Origin of the sequence: Streptomyces sp. NPDC059398 (genome assembly GCF_042751845.1) — a bacterium.
In the GTDB taxonomy this organism is placed as follows: Bacteria; Actinomycetota; Actinomycetes; order Streptomycetales; family Streptomycetaceae; genus Streptomyces.
Map to the genome: position 1 here is coordinate 29,956 of NZ_JBHYWP010000058.1, position 19,719 is coordinate 49,674.

Below are 19,719 nucleotides of genomic sequence, written 5' to 3' on the forward strand. Positions count from 1 at the left end.
CAACCGGACCCCGTGCAAACGTGAGCCCGGTTCATCCGCGCCGGGCCCCGCCGGAGGGGAACCCGAACAGGCCGGGGGGGGGTTGTTTTTAGTGGGCCTCCACCCCCCCCGCCCGGGGGGGGCGCGGCTCCGCACGTCGCGTACCGGCAGGGCGGCGGGCTTCCCGGGCGCGGCCCTTCCCGGGCGCGGCCGGGGCGTTCAGGGTGCGCGGCTTCCTGCGTCCGGCCGCCGGTGGTTACGCTGCTCCGGCACCGCGGGTGCTCGCACCGCCGCAAGGAGCGAGCACCCGTACGCCCTGCCGCCGCGCCCGACCGAGGAGTACCCGTTGCCCGATCCGACCCATGGCTCCCGGCCGACCCTGGAGGCCGTCGCAGCCCGTGCGGGTGTGTCGCGAGCCACCGCGTCGCGCGTCGTCAACGGCGGCGCCGGGGTGCGGAAGCCGCTGGTGGAGCGGGTCCAGCAGGCTGTCGACGAACTCGGTTACGTACCGAACCACGCGGCCAGGACCCTGGTCACCCGGCGCAACGGAGCGGTCGCCGTCATCATCGCGGAGCCGGAGATCCGGATCTTCTCGGACCCCTTCTTCTCCCAGCAGCTTCACGGCATCAGCCGTGAACTGACCGCCCACGACTCGCAGTTGGTTCTTCTCCTGGTGGAGGGCAGGAAGGACTACGACCGGATCGGCCGCTATCTGGCGGGCGGTCATGTGGACGGGGCGCTGGCCTTCTCGCTGCACACCGAGGATCCGCTGCCCGCCGTCATCCACCGGGTCAGGATCCCCACGGTCTTCGGCGGGCGGCCCGTGTGGGCCGGTCCTGAGTCCGGTCTCGCGCTCCCCTACGCCGACTGCGACAACCGTGGCGGCGCCCGTACGGCCGTCCAGCATCTGGTCTCGCTCGGGCGGCGGCACATCGCGCACATCGCGGGCCCGCAGGATCAGACATCGGGGATCGACCGGCTGGACGGCTACCGTGACGTGCTCCTCGATGTCGACCCCCGGCTCACCGCGCAGGGAGCGTTCACGGTGGAGAGCGGCGCCGCGGCCATGTCCGAGCTGCTGGAGCGGCGGCCCGATGTGGACGCGGTGTTCGCCGCCAACGACCTGATGGCGTCGGGGGCGCTCCAGGTCCTGCGGGAACGGGGCAGACGGGTACCCGACGATGTGGCGGTGGTGGGCTTCGACGACATGGAGAAGGTCGCGGAGTGCACCGACCCGCCGTTGACGACGGTCCGTCAGGACATAGAGGGGATGGGCCGGTTGATGGTGCGGATGCTGGTACGCGGGCTGGACGGCGAGAGCGTCACCCCGCCGGACTCCGTGATCCTGCCGACCGACCTGGTACGCCGGGCCTCGGCGTGATGTCCGGCGGGCCGCCCCGCCTCACACCGCTGCACGGTGGGCGGCCCTCGCCGCGCGGGCGAGCGGCAGATAGCGCACCCGCTCGGGAAGCACGGGCACCACGGCACGGACACACCGGCCGAAGCGGCGCAGCGTCCGCTCCTGGGAGTCCGTCCACTCCAGGCCGATGGCCTGCCGGGCCTCCGGCGGCATCAGCCCCACGGTGACGAAGTGCCGGAAGCGTGCCAGTGGCGGCAGCAGCACCGGCCAGACCAACCGGACCAGTGGGCGCAGCGCACGCGGTCCCCGGTCCGGGGGCGGCACGGGGCTGTGCGGGTCGGTCAGCTCGCGGACGACCGGGGTCGCCTCGATCTCGTCGGCCAGCATCTTCCGGTAGTAGGGCCAGAACTCCTCGATGGTCTGCGGCATGTCCCGGTCGTCGATGCCGAGTACCCGCCCGACCTGGAGCCACTCCGCGTACAACTGTCGTTCCTGGGCGTCGGTGTAGGGGCGTCCGAGGTACTTGCGGCCCTGCAGGAAGACCGGGAATCCGGTGGCGTGCACCCACGAGAAGGTGGCGGGGGCGAGGGCCTGGTAGGGGCGGCCGCGGGTGTCGGTGCCGCGGATGGTGCGGTGCATACGGCGCAGTCTGCGCCCCTCTTCGGCCGCGGCGTCCCCGCCGTACACCCAGAGCTGCATCGAGCGCAGGGAGCGTTCACCGCGGCCCCATGGATCCGTACGGAAGACGGAGTACGCGTCGACGCCCGCGCCGACGGCCGGGTGGGCCACCTGCATGGTCAGCGCGGCGGGCAGCGTCAGCAGCACCCGGATGTCACCGACCTCGCTCCAGAGCACCCCGCCGGGCGGTGGTGGCGGCGGCCCCGGCGTGGTGCGGCTGGTCATGCACGGCCTCCCGTCACTGGCCCCGTCGTTCCCTGCGGGCATCCGGACACCCGCCCGCTCCCGTCAGTCCTCAGTCCCAGTATGCGACTGACGGGGCCGGAGTGGCGCGGGGTGGCCCGGCCGGGGGGCCCGGCCACCAGGGCAACGACGTCATGGTGCTGCCGACCGGGTCACCGGATGCGTTACGGGTAGTAGGGCGTGTGGGTGATGGCAGAGCATTTGAGGTACCGGGCGCCGTCGGCCGTGGCCCAGGTGGAGTCGTCCGGGTTGCCCGGCCAGTCACCGCCGACTGCGGTGTTGACGATGAAATGCATCCCCACGCCGGCCGCGGTGGAGTACCACTTGGTGCCGGTGAAGACGCCGTCCACGGCGAAGTCGATGTGGTCGGGGAACCAGCTGAACGAGTAGGTGTGGTACGCGTTGGTCCAGCCGCTGGAGTTGGTCGGGGCCCACTGGTCCTGCGCATTGTTGGCGTCGTGGGAGGTCTGGTAGACGGTGTTGGGGTTCTGCCCGACGATCTCCGCCGCGTCGAACTCGGGGAGCCACGGGTTGAGGTAGGCGCCCCAGACCGCGGGGAGCAGGCCCTGACCGTTGGGCATGCTGGCGGTGAAGCTGTAGGTGCCGTACCCGTACAGTGCCGTCGACTCCACGCGGCCGGAGTAGTACAGACCGCCTCCGGCGTTGTACGTCTTGATGACCAGCGTCGAACCCTCGTACCAGACACAGTCCGGCGTGTAGGTCTCCAGCTCGTTGTTGGCCGTCCACCTTCCGCTGATCTTGTTCCACGCGTTGACGGTGACCGGGCTTCCCCACGAAGCGGCATGCGCCGGGCCCGATCCCAGAATCACGGCGGGAGGGACGGCCAGGGCCGCGCCGAGTATGCGCCTGCGGCTCACAGGTTTCATCGGAGCTCCACTGCTCGGACGGACAAGGTCCGTGGGAACGCTCCCACGGCTCTGCTTGACGCCAGACTGTAGGAGTCCGTTCATGCCATGGCAATACACGCGGTACGAATCGGAACCTGCCTCTTGAAGTTGAATGCATAGCTCATGGAGGAGCATCTGCGGCGGCCGCTTGTTACTCTTCCCGGTCATGCGAGCCCTCTTCCCGGGATCCTTCGACCCGGTCACGCAAGGACACCAGGACGTACTCCGGCGCGCCGCCCTCCTCTTCGACGAGGTCGTCGTGTGCGTGATGTTCAACGCGAACAAGACCGGCCGCCTCCCCGTCCCGGAACGGCTGGACCGGCTCCGCGCGGCAGCGACCGGCCTGAGCAACGTCACGGTCGACTCCCACACCGGCGGCCTGCTGGTCGACTACTGCCGACGGGCCGGGATCGACGTCGTCATCCGCGGAGTCCGCGGGACTGCCGACCTGGACTACGAAATGCCGATGGCCCGCATGAACCACGAACTGGCCGGAGTCGAAACGGTCTTCATCGCCGCGGACCCCGCACTGGCCCACATCTCCTCCACCCTCCTCACCACGATGAGTCGGCAGGACCGTGTCACGGCCGAGAGCCGGACGCGCTGACCCCGGGCCTGCGGTCCAGGGCTTTCACAAGGCTGGTGGGACAGCAGTACTGTTGTGCCGGATCGACCGAGGGAGCGACCCCGTGACCGGCGGGTGTCCGGGAAGCGAGGCAGAGGCATGGGGACCGGCCCCGACGACACGGCCACGGACACCTCCACCGCCACAGGCGCGGCCGCTGCCCTCACGGTCGACGAGCTGGCCGCGCGCGCCGGGGTGACCGTCCGTACCGTCCGTTTCTACAGCGCGCGCGGCCTGCTGCCCCCGCCGGTGATCGGGCCGCGCCGCGTCGGGCTGTACGGCCCGGCGCATCTCTCCCGGCTCGCTCTCGTCGAGGAGCTGCAGCACCACGGGATGACGCTCGCCGCCATCGAGCGCTATCTGCGGCAGCTCCCCGACGACCTGAGCGCACACGATCTCGCGATCCACCGCGCCGTCGTGGCCTCATGGGCGCCGGAGGGGGCGGACGACGCGACCCGCGCAGAGCTGGAGCGCCGGGCCGGGCGGCCGCTGCCGGAGCCGGACATCGACCGGCTCGCGGCGATGAACGTACTGGAGCGGGTCGAGGGCGACAGGGACGCCTTCCGGGTGGATCCGGGGCTGCTCGCGCTCGGTGTGCAGCTGCTCGACGTGCCGATCGCCCACGAGACGATCCTGGCCGCGCGCACGGTGGTGCTCGAACACACCCGGGCCGCGGCGAAGGAGCTGACCCGGCTCTTCCAGGACGAGGTGTGGGGGCCCTACCGCGAACGCGAGAGCGACCCTGACGCGGTGGAGGCGATGAAGTCGCTCTCCGCCGATATGCAGCCCATGGTGGTGCAGGCGCTGGTGACCGCGTTTCAGCGGTCGCTGAAGGAGGAGCTGCGGGCCCGTTACGTGGACGGGCCCGCAGCCACCTGACCGGCCGGGCCCGGCCCGGGGGCACAGGTGCTGCGGGCCCGCCGGACAGCCCCTGACGGCCTCTCGCTCAGCCGTCGCTGAACGTCTCGCCCCGCTCCGCCTTCCCGACCAGCAGCGCGGGCGGCGCGAACCGCTCACCGTACCGGCCGGCGAGTTCCCGGGCGCGGGCCACGAAGCCGGGCAGGCCGCCCTCGTAACCGTTGATGTACTGGAGGACACCGCCGGTCCAGCCGGGGAAGCCGATGCCGAGGATCGAGCCGATGTTGGCGTCGGCCACCGAGGTCAGGACGCCCTCCTCCAGACAGCGGACGCTGTCCAGCGCCTCCGAGAAGAGCATCCGCTCCTGCATGTCGGTGAACGGGATGTCCGTCCCGGGCTTGGTGAAGTGCTCGCGCAGTCCCGGCCAGAGTCCGGCGCGCTTGCCGTCCTCGTACACGTAGAACCCGGCCCCTCCGCTGCGGCCGGTCCGGCCGAACTCGTCGACCATCCGGTCGATGACCGCGTCCGACGGGTGCCCGGCCCAGGTGCCGCCCGCCTCCTCGGTGGCGCGCTTCGCCTCGTTGCGGATCTTGCGCGGCAGGGTGAGGGTCAGTTCGTCCATCAGCGAGAGCACCTTGGCCGGGTAGCCGGCCTGGGCCGCGGCCTGCTCGACCGACGCGGGCTCGACACCCTCGCCGACCATCGCCACGCCCTCGTTGATGAACTGTCCGATGACGCGTGAGGTGAAGAAGCCGCGTGAGTCGTTGACGACGACGGGGGTCTTGTTGATCCGGCGTACGAGGTCGAAGGCGCGCGCCAGGGCTTCGTCGCCGGTGCGCTCGCCCTTGATGATCTCGACGAGCGGCATCTTGTCGACGGGCGAGAAGAAGTGCAGCCCGATGAAGTCGCCCTGCCGCTCGACGCCTTCGGCCAGCAGTGTGATGGGAAGGGTGGAGGTGTTGGAGCAGAGCAGCGCGTCGGGCTCGATGACGCCCTCGATCTCCTGGAAGACCTTGTGCTTGAGTGCCACGTCCTCGAAGACCGCCTCGATCACCGCGTCGCAGCCTGCCAGGTCGGCGGGGTCGCCGGTCGGGGTGATGCGGGCGAGGAGCGCGTCCCGGTCGGCCTCGGTGGTGCGGCCGCGCGAGAGCGCCTTCGCGAGCAGCTTCTCCGAGTACGCCTTGCCCTTCTGCGCGGCCTCCGCCGACACGTCCTTGAGTACGACGTCGATCCCGGCGCGGGCGCACGAGTAGGCGATGCCGGCGCCCATCATCCCGGCGCCGAGCACGGCGACCTTGCGGACCTCACGCGGTTCGATGCCCTGGGGGCGGCTGGCGCCGGAGTTGACCGCCTGGAGATCGAAGAAGAACGCCTGGATCATGTTCTTCGCGGTCTGTCCCGTGACCAGTTCGGTGAAGTACCTGGCCTCGATGGTCAGCGCCGTCTCGAAGTCGACCTGGGAGCCCTCGACGGCCGCGGCGAGGATGTTGCGCGGCGCCGGATAGGGGGCGCCCTGCAGCTGCTTCTTCAGATTGGCGGGGAAGGCCGGCAGGTTGGCGGCGAACTTCGGGTTCGACGGGGTGCCGCCGGGGATCTTGTACCCCTTGACGTCCCAGGGCTGCTGCGACTCGGGGTGGGCGTCGATGAAGGCGTGCGCCCGGTCCAGCATCTCGTCGGCGGTGGCGGCGACTTCGTGGACGAGGCCGTTCTCCAGGGCGCGCCGCGGGTTGTAGCGGTTGCCCTGGAGGAGGACCTTGAGCAGGGCGTCGGCGATGCCCATCAGCCGTACGGTCCTGGTGACACCGCCTCCGGCGGGCAGCAGGCCGAGGGTGACCTCGGGCAGGCCGATCCTGGAGCCGGGCGCGTCGAGCGCGATGCGGTGGTGGCTGGCGAGGGCGATCTCGTAACCGCCGCCGAGAGCCGAGCCGTTGATGGCGGCGACGACCGGCTTGCCCAGGGTCTCGATGCGTCGCAGCGAGTTCTTGATGGCCGTGCCGGTGTCGAATGCCTGCTGGGTCTGGTCGGGGCCGACCCGGATCATGTCCTTGAGGTCGCCGCCCGCGAAGAAGGTCTTCTTCGCGGAGGTGTAGATGATGCCGCGGATGGAGTCCTTCTCGGCCTCCGCGCGGTCGGCGACGGCCGCGATCGACTCCTTGAACGCCTGGTTCATGGTGTTCGCGGACTGGTGGGGGTCGTCGAGGACGAGGGTGACGACGCCGGTCCCGTCCTGTTCCCAGCGGATGGTGGTGTTCTCGCTCATGGTGTGGCTGCTCCGTGAGGGCCGTGGGTGGGAGGGGACGGGGTCAGAGACGCTCGACGACGGTGGCGATGCCCATGCCGCCGCCGACGCAGAGCGTGGCCAGGCCGTACCGCTGGTCGCGGCGTTCCAGCTCGTCGATGAGGGTGCCCAGGATCATCGCGCCGGTGGCGCCGAGCGGGTGTCCCAGGGCGATGGCTCCGCCGTTGACGTTGATCCTGTCCAGCGGGAGGTCCATGTCGCGGGCGAAGCGCAGAACGACACCCGCGAAGGCTTCGTTGATCTCCACGAGGTCGATGTCGCCGATGGACAGACCGGCCTTGGCGAGCGCCTTGCGGGTGGCGGGCGCGGGCCCGGTCAGCATGATCGTCGGCTCCGAGCCCGAGACGGCGGCCGAGAGGATCCGGGCCCGGGGCGTCAGTCCGTAGCGCTCGCCGACCGCGCCCGAGCCGATGGCGACCAGGGATGCGCCGTCCACGATGCCGGACGAGTTGCCCGCGTGGTGGACGTGGTCGATCTTCTCGACCCAGTGGTACTTCTGCAGCGCCACCGCGTCGAAGCCGCCCATCTCGCCGATGGCGGCGAAGGACGGTTTCAGGGAGGCGAGCGATTCGGCGGTGGTGCCCGGCCGCAGATGTTCGTCACGGTCCAGGACGACCAGACCATTGCGGTCGGTGACGGGGACGACGGAGCGGGCGAACCTGCCTTCCTTCCATGCCTCGGTGGCCCGCTCCTGGGAGAGCGCGGCGTAGGAGTCGACGTCGTGGCGGGTGAACCCCTCGATGGTGGCGATGAGGTCGGCGCCGATGCCCTGGGGTGCGAAGCCGGTGTCCCAGTTGGTCATCGGGTCCATGGCCCAGGCCCCGCCGTCGGATGCCATCGGGACCCGGGACATCGACTCGACCCCGCCCGCCAGAATCAGGTCCTCCCAGCCGGAACGGACCTTCGCTGCCGCCAGGTTGACGGCTTCGAGCCCCGAGGCGCAGAAGCGGTTCTCCTGGACCCCGGCCACGGTGTCGGGCAGGCCCGCGGCGACGGCAGCGGTGCGGGCGATGTCGGAGCCCTGGTCGCCGACCGGGCTGACTACGCCGAGCACGATGTCGTCGATGGCCGCCGGGTCGAGACCGGGGAACCTGCGGCGCAGCTCGTGGATCAGCCCGACGACGAGGTCGATCGGTTTGGTGCCGTGCAGGGCGCCATTGGCCTTGCCGCGCCCGCGTGGGGTGCGGATCGCGTCGTACACAAACGCTTCGGTACTCAAGACTGCGGCCTTTCGGAGTGCGGATCGGGATGCGCGGTGCGGAGTGCGGATACGGATGACGGGGTGCGGATGCGAATACGGGTACGAGGGGGCGGGTCAGGCGAGCAGCGAGCGGCCGATGATCTCCTTCATGATCTCGGTGGTGCCGCCGTAGATCGTCTGGATACGGCCGTCGGTGAATGCCCTGGCGACCGGATACTCAGTCATATAGCCGTAACCGCCGTGCAGTTGGAGACAGCGGTCGGCGGTCCGCTTCTGGAGTTCGGTGGCCCACCACTTGGCCATCGAGGCGTGCACGGCATCGAGCCCGCCCTCGGTGTGGTCGGCTGTGCAGCGGTCGATGAATGTACGGGTGACGGCGCACTCGGTGGCCATCTCGGCGATCTCGAAACGGATGTGCTGGAGCTTCGACAGCGGACGGCCGAACGCCTCGCGCCCCTTGACGTACTCGGTGGTGATCTCCAGGAGGTGTTCGGCGGCGGCGATTCCGGCCACGGCGATGGCCAGGCGCTCCTGGGCGAGGTTGGTCATCAGATGGATGAAGGCGCCGTTCAGCTCGCCGAGGAGATTCTCCTTGGGGACCCGGACGTCGTGGAAGAACAGCTCAGCGGTGTCCTGGGACTTCTGGCCGATCTTGTCCAGGTTGCGTCCGCGCTCGAACCCGGCGGCACCGCGCTCGACTGCCAGCAGGGACAGGCCCTTGGCACCGCCGTCCGGTGATGTCCTGGCGACCACGATCACCAGGTCGGCGAGGATCCCGTTGGAGATGAACGTCTTGGAGCCGTTGAGGATCCAGTGGTCGCCGCGGTCATCGGCGGTGGTCCGGATGGCCTGGAGATCCGACCCTGCGCCCGGCTCGGTCATGGCGATCGCCGTGATGGTGCGCCCGCTGCAGAAGCCGGGCAGCCAGCGCCGCCGCTGCTCATCGGTGGCCAGCGTGGTGAGGTACGGGCCGACGATGTCGTTGTGCAGCCCGAGCGCCAGACCGGACGCCCCCGCGCGGGTGAACTCCTCGGCGAGCACGGCGCTGTAGCGGAAGTCCGGGTTCCCGCCACCGCCGTACTCCTCGGGGACCGCGAGCCCGAGCAACCCCTGACGGCCGGCCGCGAGCCAGGCGTCCCGGGAGACGATCCCGTCCTTCTCCCACTGCTCGTAGTACGGGAGGACTTCCTTGTTCAGGAAGGTGCGGACGGTCTGCCGGAACGCCTCGTGCTCCGCGGTGTAGAGCCGGCGGTTCATCGGTCTCCCCCTGCTGTGGTGTCGTCCGGTTGCCCGGCTGCTGTGGTTCCGGCCGGTCGCCCGGCCGCGGTGGTGCCGTCCCGCTCCCCGGCCGCGGGGGGCTCGTCCGGTCGCCCGGCGGGTGCTGTCGTATCCGGCGGGCCGGGTGCTCCGGTGAGGCCCGGTACGTCCCAGTCCCGGGCGACCGCGGTCGTGTCGGCGCCCGGACGGGCCGGCCCGCTGCGTACGGATGCGGGGGTGGCGGAGAAGCGCGGCGCGGGCGCGGGCTGGGTCATCCCGCTGTGCTCCGTGAACGTCCCCCGGGCGGCGAGATGCGGATGGTCCGGCGCCTCCCGCAGCGAGAGCACCGGCGCCACACACGCGTCGGATCCCTCGAAGACCGCCGTCCACTCCGCACGGGTCCGGGTCAGGAAACGGGCGGCGATCGTCTCGCGCAGCCCGTCCCAGCGTGCGAGGTCCTTACGCGCCGGGGCGTCGTCCGCGATGCCGAGCAGCCGTACGAACTCGTCGTAGAACTGCGGCTCCAGGGCACCCACGGCCATGTACGCGCCGTCCGATGTCCGGTAACTGCCGTAGAACGGACAGCCCCCGTCGAGCAGATTCACGCCGCGTCTGTCCTGCCAGCCGCCCGCCGCCACCATGCCGTGGATCATGGTGGCGAGGTGCGCGGCGCCGTCCACGATCGCGGCGTCGACCACCTGGCCCGCTCCCCCGTCGGTGCGGGCGTGCTGGAGTGCGGCGAGGAGGCCGATCACCAGATAGAGCGAGCCGCCCGCGTAGTCACCGACCAGGTTGGCCGGTACGGCGGGTGGCTCTCCGGCGCCACCGATCATCCCGAGCGTTCCGGTGACGGCGATGTACGCGATGTCGTGCCCGGCGCGTTCGGCGAGCGGCCCGTCCTGGCCCCAGCCGGTCATCCGTCCGTACACGAGCTGCGGGTTGCGGGCGTGGCACTCCCGCGGGCCGACGCCGAGGCGTTCGGCGACGCCGGGCCGGTACCCCTCGATCAGGATGTCGGCGCGCTCCACGAGGCCGAGGACGCGGGCCGGGCCGTCGTCGGCCTTGAGGTCGACGAGGACCGAGCGTTTGTTGCGGTTGGTGAGGTCGTACGCCGGGTCGATGCCGAGCCCCGCGCCGCCCGGCCGGTCGACCCGTACGACATCGGCGCCGAGGTCCGCGAGGACCATCGCGGCGAACGGCCCGGGTCCGATCCCCGCCAGCTCGACCACCCGGACTCCGGCCAGCGGACCGTTCCCTGCCTCTGTCATCACGCCCCCAGGACTGTGACACAAGTGATGTGACATCGATGATGTTAAGAACGTGTTCCACTCCGCACAAGCTTTTTGGCTGAGCAGGCGCTTAGGGCTTGGGTGTGGGGTCGCATAGGCTCAGCGACGATATGACCAACAACCTCACGCCGCTCGGCCCCAAGGCCGACAAGGACACCGTACGGCGGCACAATCTCAGTCTCGTGCTGCGCGCCGTGCGGGAGCAGGGCGAGGCGACCCGGGCCGGTGTCGCGGGCCGGGTGGGGCTGACGCGGGCCGCCGTCTCGTCGCTGGTCGAGCAGTTGCTCGAAAGCGGCTTCCTCGCGGAGTCGGGCAAGACGTTCAGCGGGCAGGCCGGCCGGCCGGGCACGGTGCTCAAGCCCGCCCGGACGGGGGCCGCGGGTGTCGGTGTCGAGATCAACATCGACTATGTGTCGGTCTGTGTGGTGGATCTGGCCGGAACCGGCCGGGTACGCCTGACCGAGCACCTCGACAACCGGGGCGCACCGCCGGCCGCCGTACTGGCCCGCGCCGCGCGGGGCGCGGCGCGCGCCCTGGAGTCGGCGCGGGAACAGGAACTGCGGCCCGTCGGTGTCCAGCTGGCCCTGCCGGGTCTGGTCTCCGGGGGGACCGTGCGGCAGGCCCCCAACCTCGGCTGGAACCGGGTGGCGGCGGAGGGGATCTTCGCGCAGGCGCTCTCCGCGCTGCGCCCGGACAGCCGCCCGCTGCCGGTCGGTTCGGACAACGAGGCCAATCTGGCGGCGCTCGCGGAGCTATGGTTCGGCGGGCTCGGCACGGTCCGCAGCTTCCTCTATCTGACCGCCGACATCGGCGTGGGGGGCGCCCTGGTGCTCGACGGTGAACTGCTGCGCGGGGCGCACGGGTTCGCCGGTGAGATCGGCCATGTGGTGGCGGATCCGGCGGGTCCGGAGTGCCGCTGCGGCGCACGCGGCTGCCTGGAGCAGTACGCGGGCCAGTCGGCGCTGCTGTGGGCCGCCGGGATCGACGAGGGTGCCGGGGCCTCCGGGGTCGCGGAGCTGGAGCGGCGCGCGCAGGCCGGCGACGAGCGCACCGTGGCCGCGGTCCGGGAGGCCGGGGTGATGCTGGGGCGGGTGCTGTCGGGCGCGGTGAACCTCTTCGATCCGGACGCGGTGGTGCTCGGCGGGATCTACCGCGGCCTGATGCCGTGGCTGTCGCCGGGCGCCGACCGGGAGCTGACCGGCCGGGTGATCTCCGGGCTCTGGCCGCACGGCAGCGGCAGACTGCGCGCCTCATCGGTCTCGGGGGACGCGGCCCGGGGTGCGGCGGCGCTCATCGTCCAGGAGGTGCTGGCCGATCCGGTCGCGTACGCGGAGCAGCGGGCGGGCTGAGCCGGGCCCGCGGGTACGTGCCGGATAGGTGTGGGGGCCCGGCGGCTTCATGGCCGCCCGGGCCCCCAGTCTTCGCTTCGCGCGCGGTGCTCCCGCAGCTGTGCGGTGCTCCCGCGTCTCCGGTCCTTCCACGGCAGCGCGGTGCTCCCGCGTCTCCGTGGTCTTCCCGCGGTCTGCGGCGTCCCCGCGGCTACCGCACGGCCACCTCACTGATCTGTGGCGCCGCCGAGCCCTTGGTCCAGAGCAGACGCACCGCGTCGGCGTCGGCCGCACGGGTCGTGAGGTGCGTGTACGAGCCGGTCATCGGGCCGAGCGTCCGCCACCGGCCGCCGGTGCGGATCTGCACGGCCGCCCCGGCGCCCCGCACTCCACCGGGGGCCAGCACGGTCACGGAGTGCACCGAGCCGGCCATGGGCAGGGTGATGCCGAGCGACTCACCGGCCGAGGGCGCGCGCGAGGCGCGGTAGACGCTCTCGGCGTTTCCGTCCGCGGCCGACGCCAGGCCGCGGCCGTCGGCCGCCGGGGGCCCGCCCGTCACGGACGGGGTGTCCGCGCCGCCGACGTGGAACTCCCGTACCACCACCCAGTTGGTCTGGTCGGCGGTCGCGCGGGCCCGTACGTACCGGGCGGTGGTGCCCGCGGGGGCCGTCGCCCCGATCTTCGGCTCGTCCTTGAACGAGCCCAGCGGGTGCCAGGTGCTGTTGTCGGACGAGTACTCCAGGACACCCTGGTGGAGGTAGTCGGATTCGCTGCCGGACTTGCCCATGGTGACGGTGACGTCGCTGATGGCGCGCTCGGTGCCGAGGTCGACACCGACCCAGTCGTCCTTGGCGGCCGCGCCACTGCTCCAGAAGTAGGTGGAGTCGTCGCCGTCGGTCATCCGGGCCGGGGCGTTGCCCGAGTAGACACCCAGATCGCTCTGGCCCACGGGCTGCGGCGGAAGTCCGATGAGCCGGCCCTCCTCGGTGAGCGCCCGCGTGACGAACGCGTCGAGCACACCGTCACCCACGACGACCGGGATCTTCCCGCCGTTCATGTCGGTGTAGACCGGCGCCTTGGCCCTGGCGACGAGCCCGGCGAGCTGCTGCCGCTCCTGCCACGCTGCCGCGCCGCGCCCGGCCTTCGCGTCGTCCAGCATCCGCAGCGCAGCGAGCGTCGCCGTGCCCCAGCCCTGTGCGGAGTCGAGCCACGGACCGGCGTCGGTGACGAAGCCCTTGTCGGGCAGGTGCGCACGCAGGATCCCGGGCGCGTCGTGCAGCTCGCGCAGGGCTGCCGCGAGGGTGCGCGACGACGCCCTGCCGTCCCAGTAACGGGAGATGACCGCGGACAGCTCGGGCGCCTCCCGCTTGTTCAGCGACGAGCTGTAGTTGACATCGCTGAAGGCCCGCAGGGCCCGCTCCACCCGGGGCCCGCCGCCCGAGAGTTCGTGCACGGCCTGTCCGTAGGAGCGGCCCGCGTCGTACGCCGCGTCGTTCCATGTGTAGTCGGCGACGGTGTACAGGGCGAGCTTTGACGCGTACGGCTGGATCATCGGGTTGGCCGTGATCCCCGCGAGCTGTTCGGCGAGCCCCTTCTCCCGCCCGCTGAACGGGCCGAGCAGCAGCCGGTCGGTCACGTAGTCGTTGACCGGGTAGTTGTCCCAGGTCAGGATCTGATGGCCGAACACCGTCCGGGCGGACTTCGCCTGTGCGACCGTCATGCTCGGTGCGACGACACCGACCCCGGTCCACTCCACCAGGACGTCCTTGTCGAGCTGCCCGGCGATGGCGGTCTTGTACGGGGACGGGGTGACGTCGTAGTACTCAGTCGGCACCATCTCCAGCGGCTGTGCGCCCTCGTGGGTCTTGATGAACTCCTTGTTGACCCGGTTGAGCAGATACGCCTGCGCCGCACCGGCCGCGCCTCCGCCGGTGCCGAACTTCGCCTGGTCGGCGTCGCAGTTCCAGTGGGTGTAGCTGATGTCGTCGAGCGGGATGGCGAACTGCCGTACACCGATGTCCCAGATGGTCTGGAGTTTGTCGTCCAGGGCCTTGAGGTCGGCGTCCGAGCTGTAGCAGGCGCTCAGCCCCGGCGAGAGCGCATACGTGAACCGGACGTGGTCGGCGCGTGCCCGGTCCACCAGCTGCTTGATCGTGTCCAGCTGGTCCGGCGGGTAGGCGTCGCGCCATTTGTCCCGGAGGTAGGCGTCGTCCTTCGGCGAGTAGACGTACGTGTTCATCTTGTGGGCGCCGTAGAAGTCCAGTTGGTCCAGGCGCGCCGCCTGCGACCACGGGGTGCCGTAGAAGCCCTCGATGGTGCCGCGTACGGGGGTGGCCGGCCAGTCGCGGACGGTCAGACCGCGCAGGGACGCACCCGGGCCACCGCGGTGCGGGAGCACCTGGCGGAGCGACTGGGCGGCGTAGTACGTGCCGGTCGCGTCGGTACCGGAGAGCACGATCCGCCCCGCGCCGTCGCCGTGGGCCCGGCCCGCCGCGAGTACATAGCCCTCGGCGGCGAGGCCCTGGGGGCCCTTGACGCCGAGAGCGGTGAGAGCCGCGGCGGACGACGGGTTCTCACCGGGGCCGCCGACGTAGACCGCGAGACGGTCACGTGCGGTGCCCGCGGTGCTCTTCGGGCCGCTCGCGGTGCTCTTCGGGCCGACGGACAGACGGGTGGCCCCGGCGGCCCGGAGGGACTTCTCCACCAGCGAGAGCGCGGCGGCGTCCGTCGCTCCCCCGGTGACGATGTCGACGGAGGCCGTGATGCGCACCTGGTCCGAGCGAGCCGACTCGGACTGCGGTACGGGGGTGATGACGGGGGCGGCGGGCTGAGGGGCGGCGGGCCGGGGGGCCGCGCTCGCGGCCGGGGCGGTGAACGCGGCGAGCGGTGCCGCCGACAGGGCCAGCGCGAGGCCGGCCACGAGGGGTCCGAGCAGAGGCCCGGAGAGTGTGCGGTGCTGCGGTCCGGCCGGTTCTTTGCGGAACATCGACGATCCTCCACGGTTCGGCACCGACCCCTGAGCGGGGCTGTGGAGGACTAGACCACTTGGCTGATGGTGTGTCAATGATGCGCGCAGGAAGGCATTTCCGAGCAGTTGCGCGCACGAGGGCCCGAGGTTGGACGCCGGGTCTCCGGCCGGCGCGCGGCGGGGGTGATGGATGTCACGCGGCCCTCCGGTGCACGGAACGGACCCGCCGGACGTCTGACCCTTCGAGGGATCACCGCCGGCCCAACCGCGAGAAGGGAGCGAGACCTTGCCTCATGTCATCGAACAGGCTGTCCAGGCTCGCCTGGTCACACCCGCACCCCGGATGGAGACCGTCCCGACCACGCTGCGCTACGACCGTACGGATCCGTTCGCGGTCAGCATGGGCTTCCCGCCGCAGGCAACCCTGGCCGGCGTGGCCGTCTGCTGGGCGTTCGCACGGGACCTGCTGGCCTCGGGCCTCCGCGCGCCCGCCGGTCTGGGTGACGTACGGATCCGGCCGTTCGGCTACGACCGGACGGTCCTGGAGTTCCACTCCCGCGAAGGCGTCGCCATGGTCCATATCCACACCGCCGAACTGCGCCGCTTCCTGAAACGGAGCGAGACACTCGTCCCCGCCGGGCGCGAGCACCGCTATCTCGACGTGGACCAGGACGTCGTGGAGCTGCTCCGCGACGCCTGCTGACCCACCGGGACCGATCGGGGCAGGGGTGGATCAGCGATACTCGCGGTATGGCTGATCAAGGCGCTGACCACGGATATCTGCTCGACAACCAGCAGTCGGAAGCCGGTGTCCGTTTCCGCGCGCTGGCCGAGCTGTTCGATCCGGTGACCTTCGGCCACGTCGACCGGCTCGGCATCGGACCGGGCATGCGGTGCTGGGAGATCGGCGCGGGCGGCCCCACCGTACCGCTGGGCCTGGCTGCCCGGGTCTGCCCCACCGGTTCCGTACTGGCCACCGACATCGACACCTCCTGGACCGAAGCCGCGCTCGGTGCCGGGGCCGGTGCAGGGACCGTCGAGGTGCTGCGGCACGACGTGGCGGCCGATCCGCCGCCGCCCGGCGGATTCGATCTGGTCCACGCCCGGCTGGTCCTGGTCCATGTCACCGACCGTGACGAGGCGCTGCGCCGGATGGTGCGGGCGCTGCGTCCCGGCGGGCGGCTGCTGATCGAGGACGCCGACCCCGGGTTGCAGCCGTTGATCTGCCCCGACGAGTCCGGTCCCGAACAGCGGCTCGCCAACCGTCTGCGGACGGGATTCCGCGAGCTGATGGCCGCACGCGGCGCGGATCTGGCCTACGGACGGACGCTGCCCCGGCTGCTGCGCGAAGCCGGTCTCGACGACGTGCGGGCGGACGCCTTCTTCCCCCTCACGTCCCCGGCCTGTACCGCCCTGGAGGCCGCCACCGTGCGCCAGATCCGCTCCCGCCTGGTGGCGGCCGGGCTCGCCACCGACCAGGAGGTCGACCAGCACCTGGCGAACGTCGCCACCGGCCGGCTCGACCTGGCGACCTCCCCCATGATCTCGGCCTGGGGACAGCGCGCACCGGCACAGTGAGCGCTGGCTCGCGGCTGCCGGGCCGCCGGACTGTTGCAGCGTAGGTGCGGACTGCCGGGCTGCCGGGCTGTGCAGCCCGGGTGCGGACTGCCGGACACGGTAAATCGCTTTGCGGCGGGGCCCGGCCGGCCGTAACGTACCTCCTGGCCCTGTCGTCGTTGATCGGAGTAGGACATTGCGCTACTGAGGTCCTGAGACACCGTGCCGTGCAGTGACCACTCCTGCGCGCACCGCGTGTGACCTCGGTAGGCGAGCTGTCCTCCCGGAACAGGGCTTTCTCTGTGCCCTGCGGTGTCTCCACCCGTTGCCCCCGCCCTTTTTCCGCAGCAACCGGGAGACCCGTATGTCAACCCATTCGTCCACCCAGATCTCCTGCACCGCGCTCTCCTTCTCCTGGCCGGACGGGACCTCGGTCCTCGACCGGTTCCAACTGGCCGTCGGTCCGGGCCGGACGGGCCTCATCGGCGTCAACGGGTCGGGCAAGTCGACCCTGCTCCGTCTGATCGCCGGGGAGCTGTCCCCGAACGAGGGGACCGTCCGTGTCACGGGCGACATCGGCTATCTCCCGCAGAACCTCGTACTCGACACCGCGCTCCGCGTGGACCAGGCACTGGGCATCGACGTGCAGCGTGCCGCGCTGCACGCCATCGAGGCGGGCGATGCGAGCGAGGACCACTTCACGGCGGTCGGCGACGACTGGGACGTGGAGGAGCGCGCCCACGCGGTGCTCGGCCAGCTCGGGCTCGGGTCCATCGGGCTCGACCGGACCGTCGGCGAGGTGTCGGGCGGTGAGTCCGTCCTGCTGCGGCTCGCCGCGCTGCTGCTGCGCAGGCCCGACGTACTGCTGCTCGACGAGCCGACCAACAACCTCGATCTGCACGCCAGGGAGCGGCTGTACGCGGCGGTCGACGCCTGGCCCGGCGTGCTCGTCGTGGTCAGCCACGACCGTGAACTCCTGGAGCGCGTCGACCAGATCGCCGATCTGCGGGACGGCGAGGTCCACTGGTACGGCGGAGCCCTCTCCGCGTACGAGGAGGCGCTCGCCGTGGAACAGGAGGCGGCCGAGCGCATGGTGCGGGTCGCGGAGGCCGACGTGCAGAAGCAGAAGCGCGAACTGGCCGAAGCCCAGGTCAAGTTGGCGCGACGCAAGCGGTACGGCCAGAAGATGATGGAGCAGAAGCGCGAGCCCAAGATCGTGATGGGCGCGCGGAAGCGCGCGGCGCAGGAGTCGGCGGGCAAGCACCGCATCATGCACACCGAGCGGCTCGAAGAGGCGAAGGAGCGCCTCAGCGAGGCGGCGGACGCGGTGCGCGACGACGACCGGATCCGTATCGAGCTGCCGTACACCAAGGTGCACCCCGGCCGGAGTGTGCTGACCCTGCGGGAGCTCCGGCTGCCGTACGGAAGCGGTGTCGAGGGCGAGTTCACCGCTCACGGCCCCGAACGGATCGCCCTGGTCGGGCGTAACGGAGCGGGGAAGACCACACTGCTGCGGACCATCGCGGGCCAGTTGGAACCGGTCTCCGGTGAGGCCACGGCCCATGTGCCGCTGCGCTTCCTGCCGCAGCGGCTCGATGTGCTGGACGACGGACTGAGCGTCGTGGAGAACGTGGCACAGAACGCGCCGGAGGCGGGCAACAACGCGATCCGGGCACGGCTCGCCCGGTTCCTCTTCAAGGGGGCGCGTGCCGACCAGCCGGCCGGGACCCTGTCGGGCGGCGAACGGTTCCGGGCGGCGCTCGCCGCGCTGCTGCTGGCCGAGCCTGCCCCGCAGCTCCTGATGCTGGACGAGCCGACCAACAATCTGGACATGGCGAGCGTGCGCCGGCTGATCGCCGCACTGGAGTCGTACGAGGGGGCGCTGATCGTGGCCAGCCACGACCGGCCGTTCCTGGAGGCGATCGGTATCACCCGGTGGCTCACGCTGGGCGAGAGCGGGCAGCCGGGCACCCCCGAGGCGTGACATGACTCTCCCGTACCGACGCGTGACATGGCTCTCCGCACCGAGGCCCGACCTGGAGGCATAACAGGCTGAAGATATACATATCGGATACGGGGGTTGGCGGGGCCTTACTGCCGCCTTAACCTACGGATACGTAACCTACGAATCCGTAGGTACTACTCCCGTCCCCAGGAGCCCCCGTGACGATCACCTCTCCCCACCTCGGCAGTACGGACGCGTGGACAGACGCCCGGCTGCTGTATGCGCTGGAAGAGGTGGTGGAGAAGGAACTCAACCGCCATCTCTCCGTGGCCAAGGACTGGATGCCCCACACCTATGTGCCGTTCAGCGACGGCCGCAACTTCCCCGGCTTCTTCGAGGACGGGCAGGCGTGGGAGCCCGGGCAGTCCAAGGTCACGGACATCGGCAGGACCGCGCTCGTGGTGAACCTGCTGACCGAGGACAACCTCCCCAGCTACCACCACGAGATCGCCTCGCTCTTCGGGCGCGACGGCGCCTGGGGCACCTGGGTGCACCGGTGGACCGCCGAGGAGGGCCGGCACGGCATCGTGATGCGCGACTACCTGCTGGCCTCGCGCGCCGTCGACCCGGACAAGCTGGAGCAGTTCCGGATGGCGCACATGTCGGAGGGGTTCGAGTCCGACAACCGGCACTCGATGCTGCACTCGGTCGCGTACGTCGCGTTCCAGGAGCTCGCCACGCGTGTCTCGCACCGCAACACCGGCCACCAGTCGGGCGACCCGGTCTGCGACCGGATGCTGGCCCGGATCGCGACCGACGAGAACCTGCACATGGTCTTCTACCGCAATCTGCTGGGAGCTGCCTTCGAGATCGCCCCGGATCTCACCATGCGGTCGGTGCGCGACGTCGTGGTCGACTTCCGGATGCCCGGACACGGCATGCCCGGCTTCGAGCGGGCCGCCGCGCAGATGGCCATCGGCGAGATCTACAACATGCGGATCCACCATGACGACGTGCTCCAGCCCGTACTGCGCTATCTGAAGGTCCTGGACATCGACGGGCTCGGCCCGGAGGGGCTGAAGGCGCAGGAGGAGCTGGGCCTGTACATGAACGGGCTGGACTCCGAGGCCGCCAAGTTCGACGCGAAGCTCGCGGCCCGCAAGGCGCGGATGGCCGCACGCGCCGCGGATTCTTAATCACCCGGGGGGCCCCCGCCGCCCGGAC

At 71.0% G+C, this 19,719-nt stretch carries 15 protein-coding genes; 8 read left to right on the plus strand and 7 right to left on the minus strand.

Annotated elements, in window-relative coordinates; translation table 11 throughout:
* Window positions 1–325 precede the first annotated feature (325 nt).
* Window positions 326–1,360, plus strand: coding sequence for a LacI family DNA-binding transcriptional regulator (locus ACFXBC_RS20865; RefSeq protein ID WP_385026237.1), 1,035 nt, complete (start codon window positions 326–328; stop codon window positions 1,358–1,360).
* A 21-nt stretch (window positions 1,361–1,381) separates the two neighbouring features.
* Here the strand turns inward: ACFXBC_RS20865 and ACFXBC_RS20870 are convergent, their stop codons facing one another.
* Together ACFXBC_RS20870 and ACFXBC_RS20875 are read right to left on the minus strand one after the other, a co-directional pair.
* The gene (locus ACFXBC_RS20870) at window positions 1,382–2,242 is read right to left on the minus strand and encodes an oxygenase MpaB family protein (protein WP_385026240.1); all 861 of its coding nucleotides are present in this window, start codon (window positions 2,240–2,242) and stop codon (window positions 1,382–1,384) included.
* A 182-nt stretch (window positions 2,243–2,424) separates the two neighbouring features.
* Entirely contained in the window at window positions 2,425–3,147 is a 723-nt protein-coding gene (locus tag ACFXBC_RS20875) for a family 16 glycosylhydrolase (RefSeq protein WP_385026243.1), read from the minus strand.
* A gap of 187 nt (window positions 3,148–3,334) precedes the next feature.
* On the opposite strand from ACFXBC_RS20875, the gene coaD reads away from it, so the two are divergent.
* Entirely contained in the window at window positions 3,335–3,775 is a 441-nt protein-coding gene (coaD, locus tag ACFXBC_RS20880) for a pantetheine-phosphate adenylyltransferase (protein WP_385026246.1), read from the plus strand.
* 117 nt (window positions 3,776–3,892) lie between these two features.
* A complete protein-coding gene (locus ACFXBC_RS20885; RefSeq protein WP_385026249.1) occupies window positions 3,893–4,672 on the plus strand; it encodes a MerR family transcriptional regulator in 780 nt (259 codons plus the stop codon).
* 67 nt (window positions 4,673–4,739) lie between these two features.
* Here ACFXBC_RS20885 and ACFXBC_RS20890 read toward each other — a convergent pair whose 3' ends face one another.
* The 4 genes from ACFXBC_RS20890 to ACFXBC_RS20905 form a co-directional block, all read right to left on the minus strand.
* A complete protein-coding gene (locus ACFXBC_RS20890; protein ID WP_385026252.1) occupies window positions 4,740–6,911 on the minus strand; it encodes a 3-hydroxyacyl-CoA dehydrogenase NAD-binding domain-containing protein in 2,172 nt (723 codons plus the stop codon).
* A 43-nt stretch (window positions 6,912–6,954) separates the two neighbouring features.
* Window positions 6,955–8,169 carry an acetyl-CoA C-acetyltransferase gene (locus tag ACFXBC_RS20895; RefSeq protein WP_385026255.1) on the minus strand — a complete coding sequence of 405 codons (1,215 nt, stop codon included), beginning with the start codon at window positions 8,167–8,169 and terminating at the stop codon, window positions 6,955–6,957.
* A gap of 96 nt (window positions 8,170–8,265) precedes the next feature.
* Window positions 8,266–9,408 carry an acyl-CoA dehydrogenase family protein gene (locus ACFXBC_RS20900; protein ID WP_385026258.1) on the minus strand — a complete coding sequence of 381 codons (1,143 nt, stop codon included), beginning with the start codon at window positions 9,406–9,408 and terminating at the stop codon, window positions 8,266–8,268.
* Window positions 9,405–10,676 (minus strand): CoA transferase, encoded by a 1,272-nt coding sequence (locus tag ACFXBC_RS20905; protein WP_385026261.1) that lies wholly within the window; start codon window positions 10,674–10,676, stop codon window positions 9,405–9,407. The genes ACFXBC_RS20900 and ACFXBC_RS20905 overlap by 4 nt, the downstream gene beginning before the upstream one ends.
* 131 nt (window positions 10,677–10,807) lie before the next feature.
* Here ACFXBC_RS20905 and ACFXBC_RS20910 point away from each other — a divergent pair, with 131 nt between their 5' ends.
* Window positions 10,808–12,046: an ROK family protein gene (locus tag ACFXBC_RS20910; protein ID WP_385026264.1), complete on the plus strand. Its 1,239-nt coding sequence runs from the start codon at window positions 10,808–10,810 to the stop codon at window positions 12,044–12,046.
* A gap of 190 nt (window positions 12,047–12,236) precedes the next feature.
* Here ACFXBC_RS20910 and ACFXBC_RS20915 read toward each other — a convergent pair whose 3' ends face one another.
* Window positions 12,237–15,011 (minus strand): beta-N-acetylglucosaminidase domain-containing protein, encoded by a 2,775-nt coding sequence (locus ACFXBC_RS20915; RefSeq protein WP_385026267.1) that lies wholly within the window; start codon window positions 15,009–15,011, stop codon window positions 12,237–12,239.
* A 268-nt stretch (window positions 15,012–15,279) separates the two neighbouring features.
* Between ACFXBC_RS20915 and ACFXBC_RS20920 the strand changes: the two genes are divergently transcribed.
* From ACFXBC_RS20920 to ACFXBC_RS20935, 4 genes are all read left to right on the plus strand, one after another.
* Window positions 15,280–15,696 (plus strand): SsgA family sporulation/cell division regulator, encoded by a 417-nt coding sequence (locus tag ACFXBC_RS20920; protein WP_385026270.1) that lies wholly within the window; start codon window positions 15,280–15,282, stop codon window positions 15,694–15,696.
* A 47-nt stretch (window positions 15,697–15,743) separates the two neighbouring features.
* Complete coding sequence (locus ACFXBC_RS20925; protein ID WP_385026273.1) at window positions 15,744–16,571, plus strand: methyltransferase domain-containing protein; 828 nt, start codon at window positions 15,744–15,746, stop codon at window positions 16,569–16,571.
* A 343-nt stretch (window positions 16,572–16,914) separates the two neighbouring features.
* A complete protein-coding gene (locus ACFXBC_RS20930; RefSeq protein ID WP_385026276.1) occupies window positions 16,915–18,534 on the plus strand; it encodes an ABC-F family ATP-binding cassette domain-containing protein in 1,620 nt (539 codons plus the stop codon).
* Between the two features lie 179 nt (window positions 18,535–18,713).
* Window positions 18,714–19,691, plus strand: coding sequence for an acyl-ACP desaturase (locus tag ACFXBC_RS20935; protein WP_385026279.1), 978 nt, complete (start codon window positions 18,714–18,716; stop codon window positions 19,689–19,691).
* Window positions 19,692–19,719: the final 28 nt, after the last annotated feature.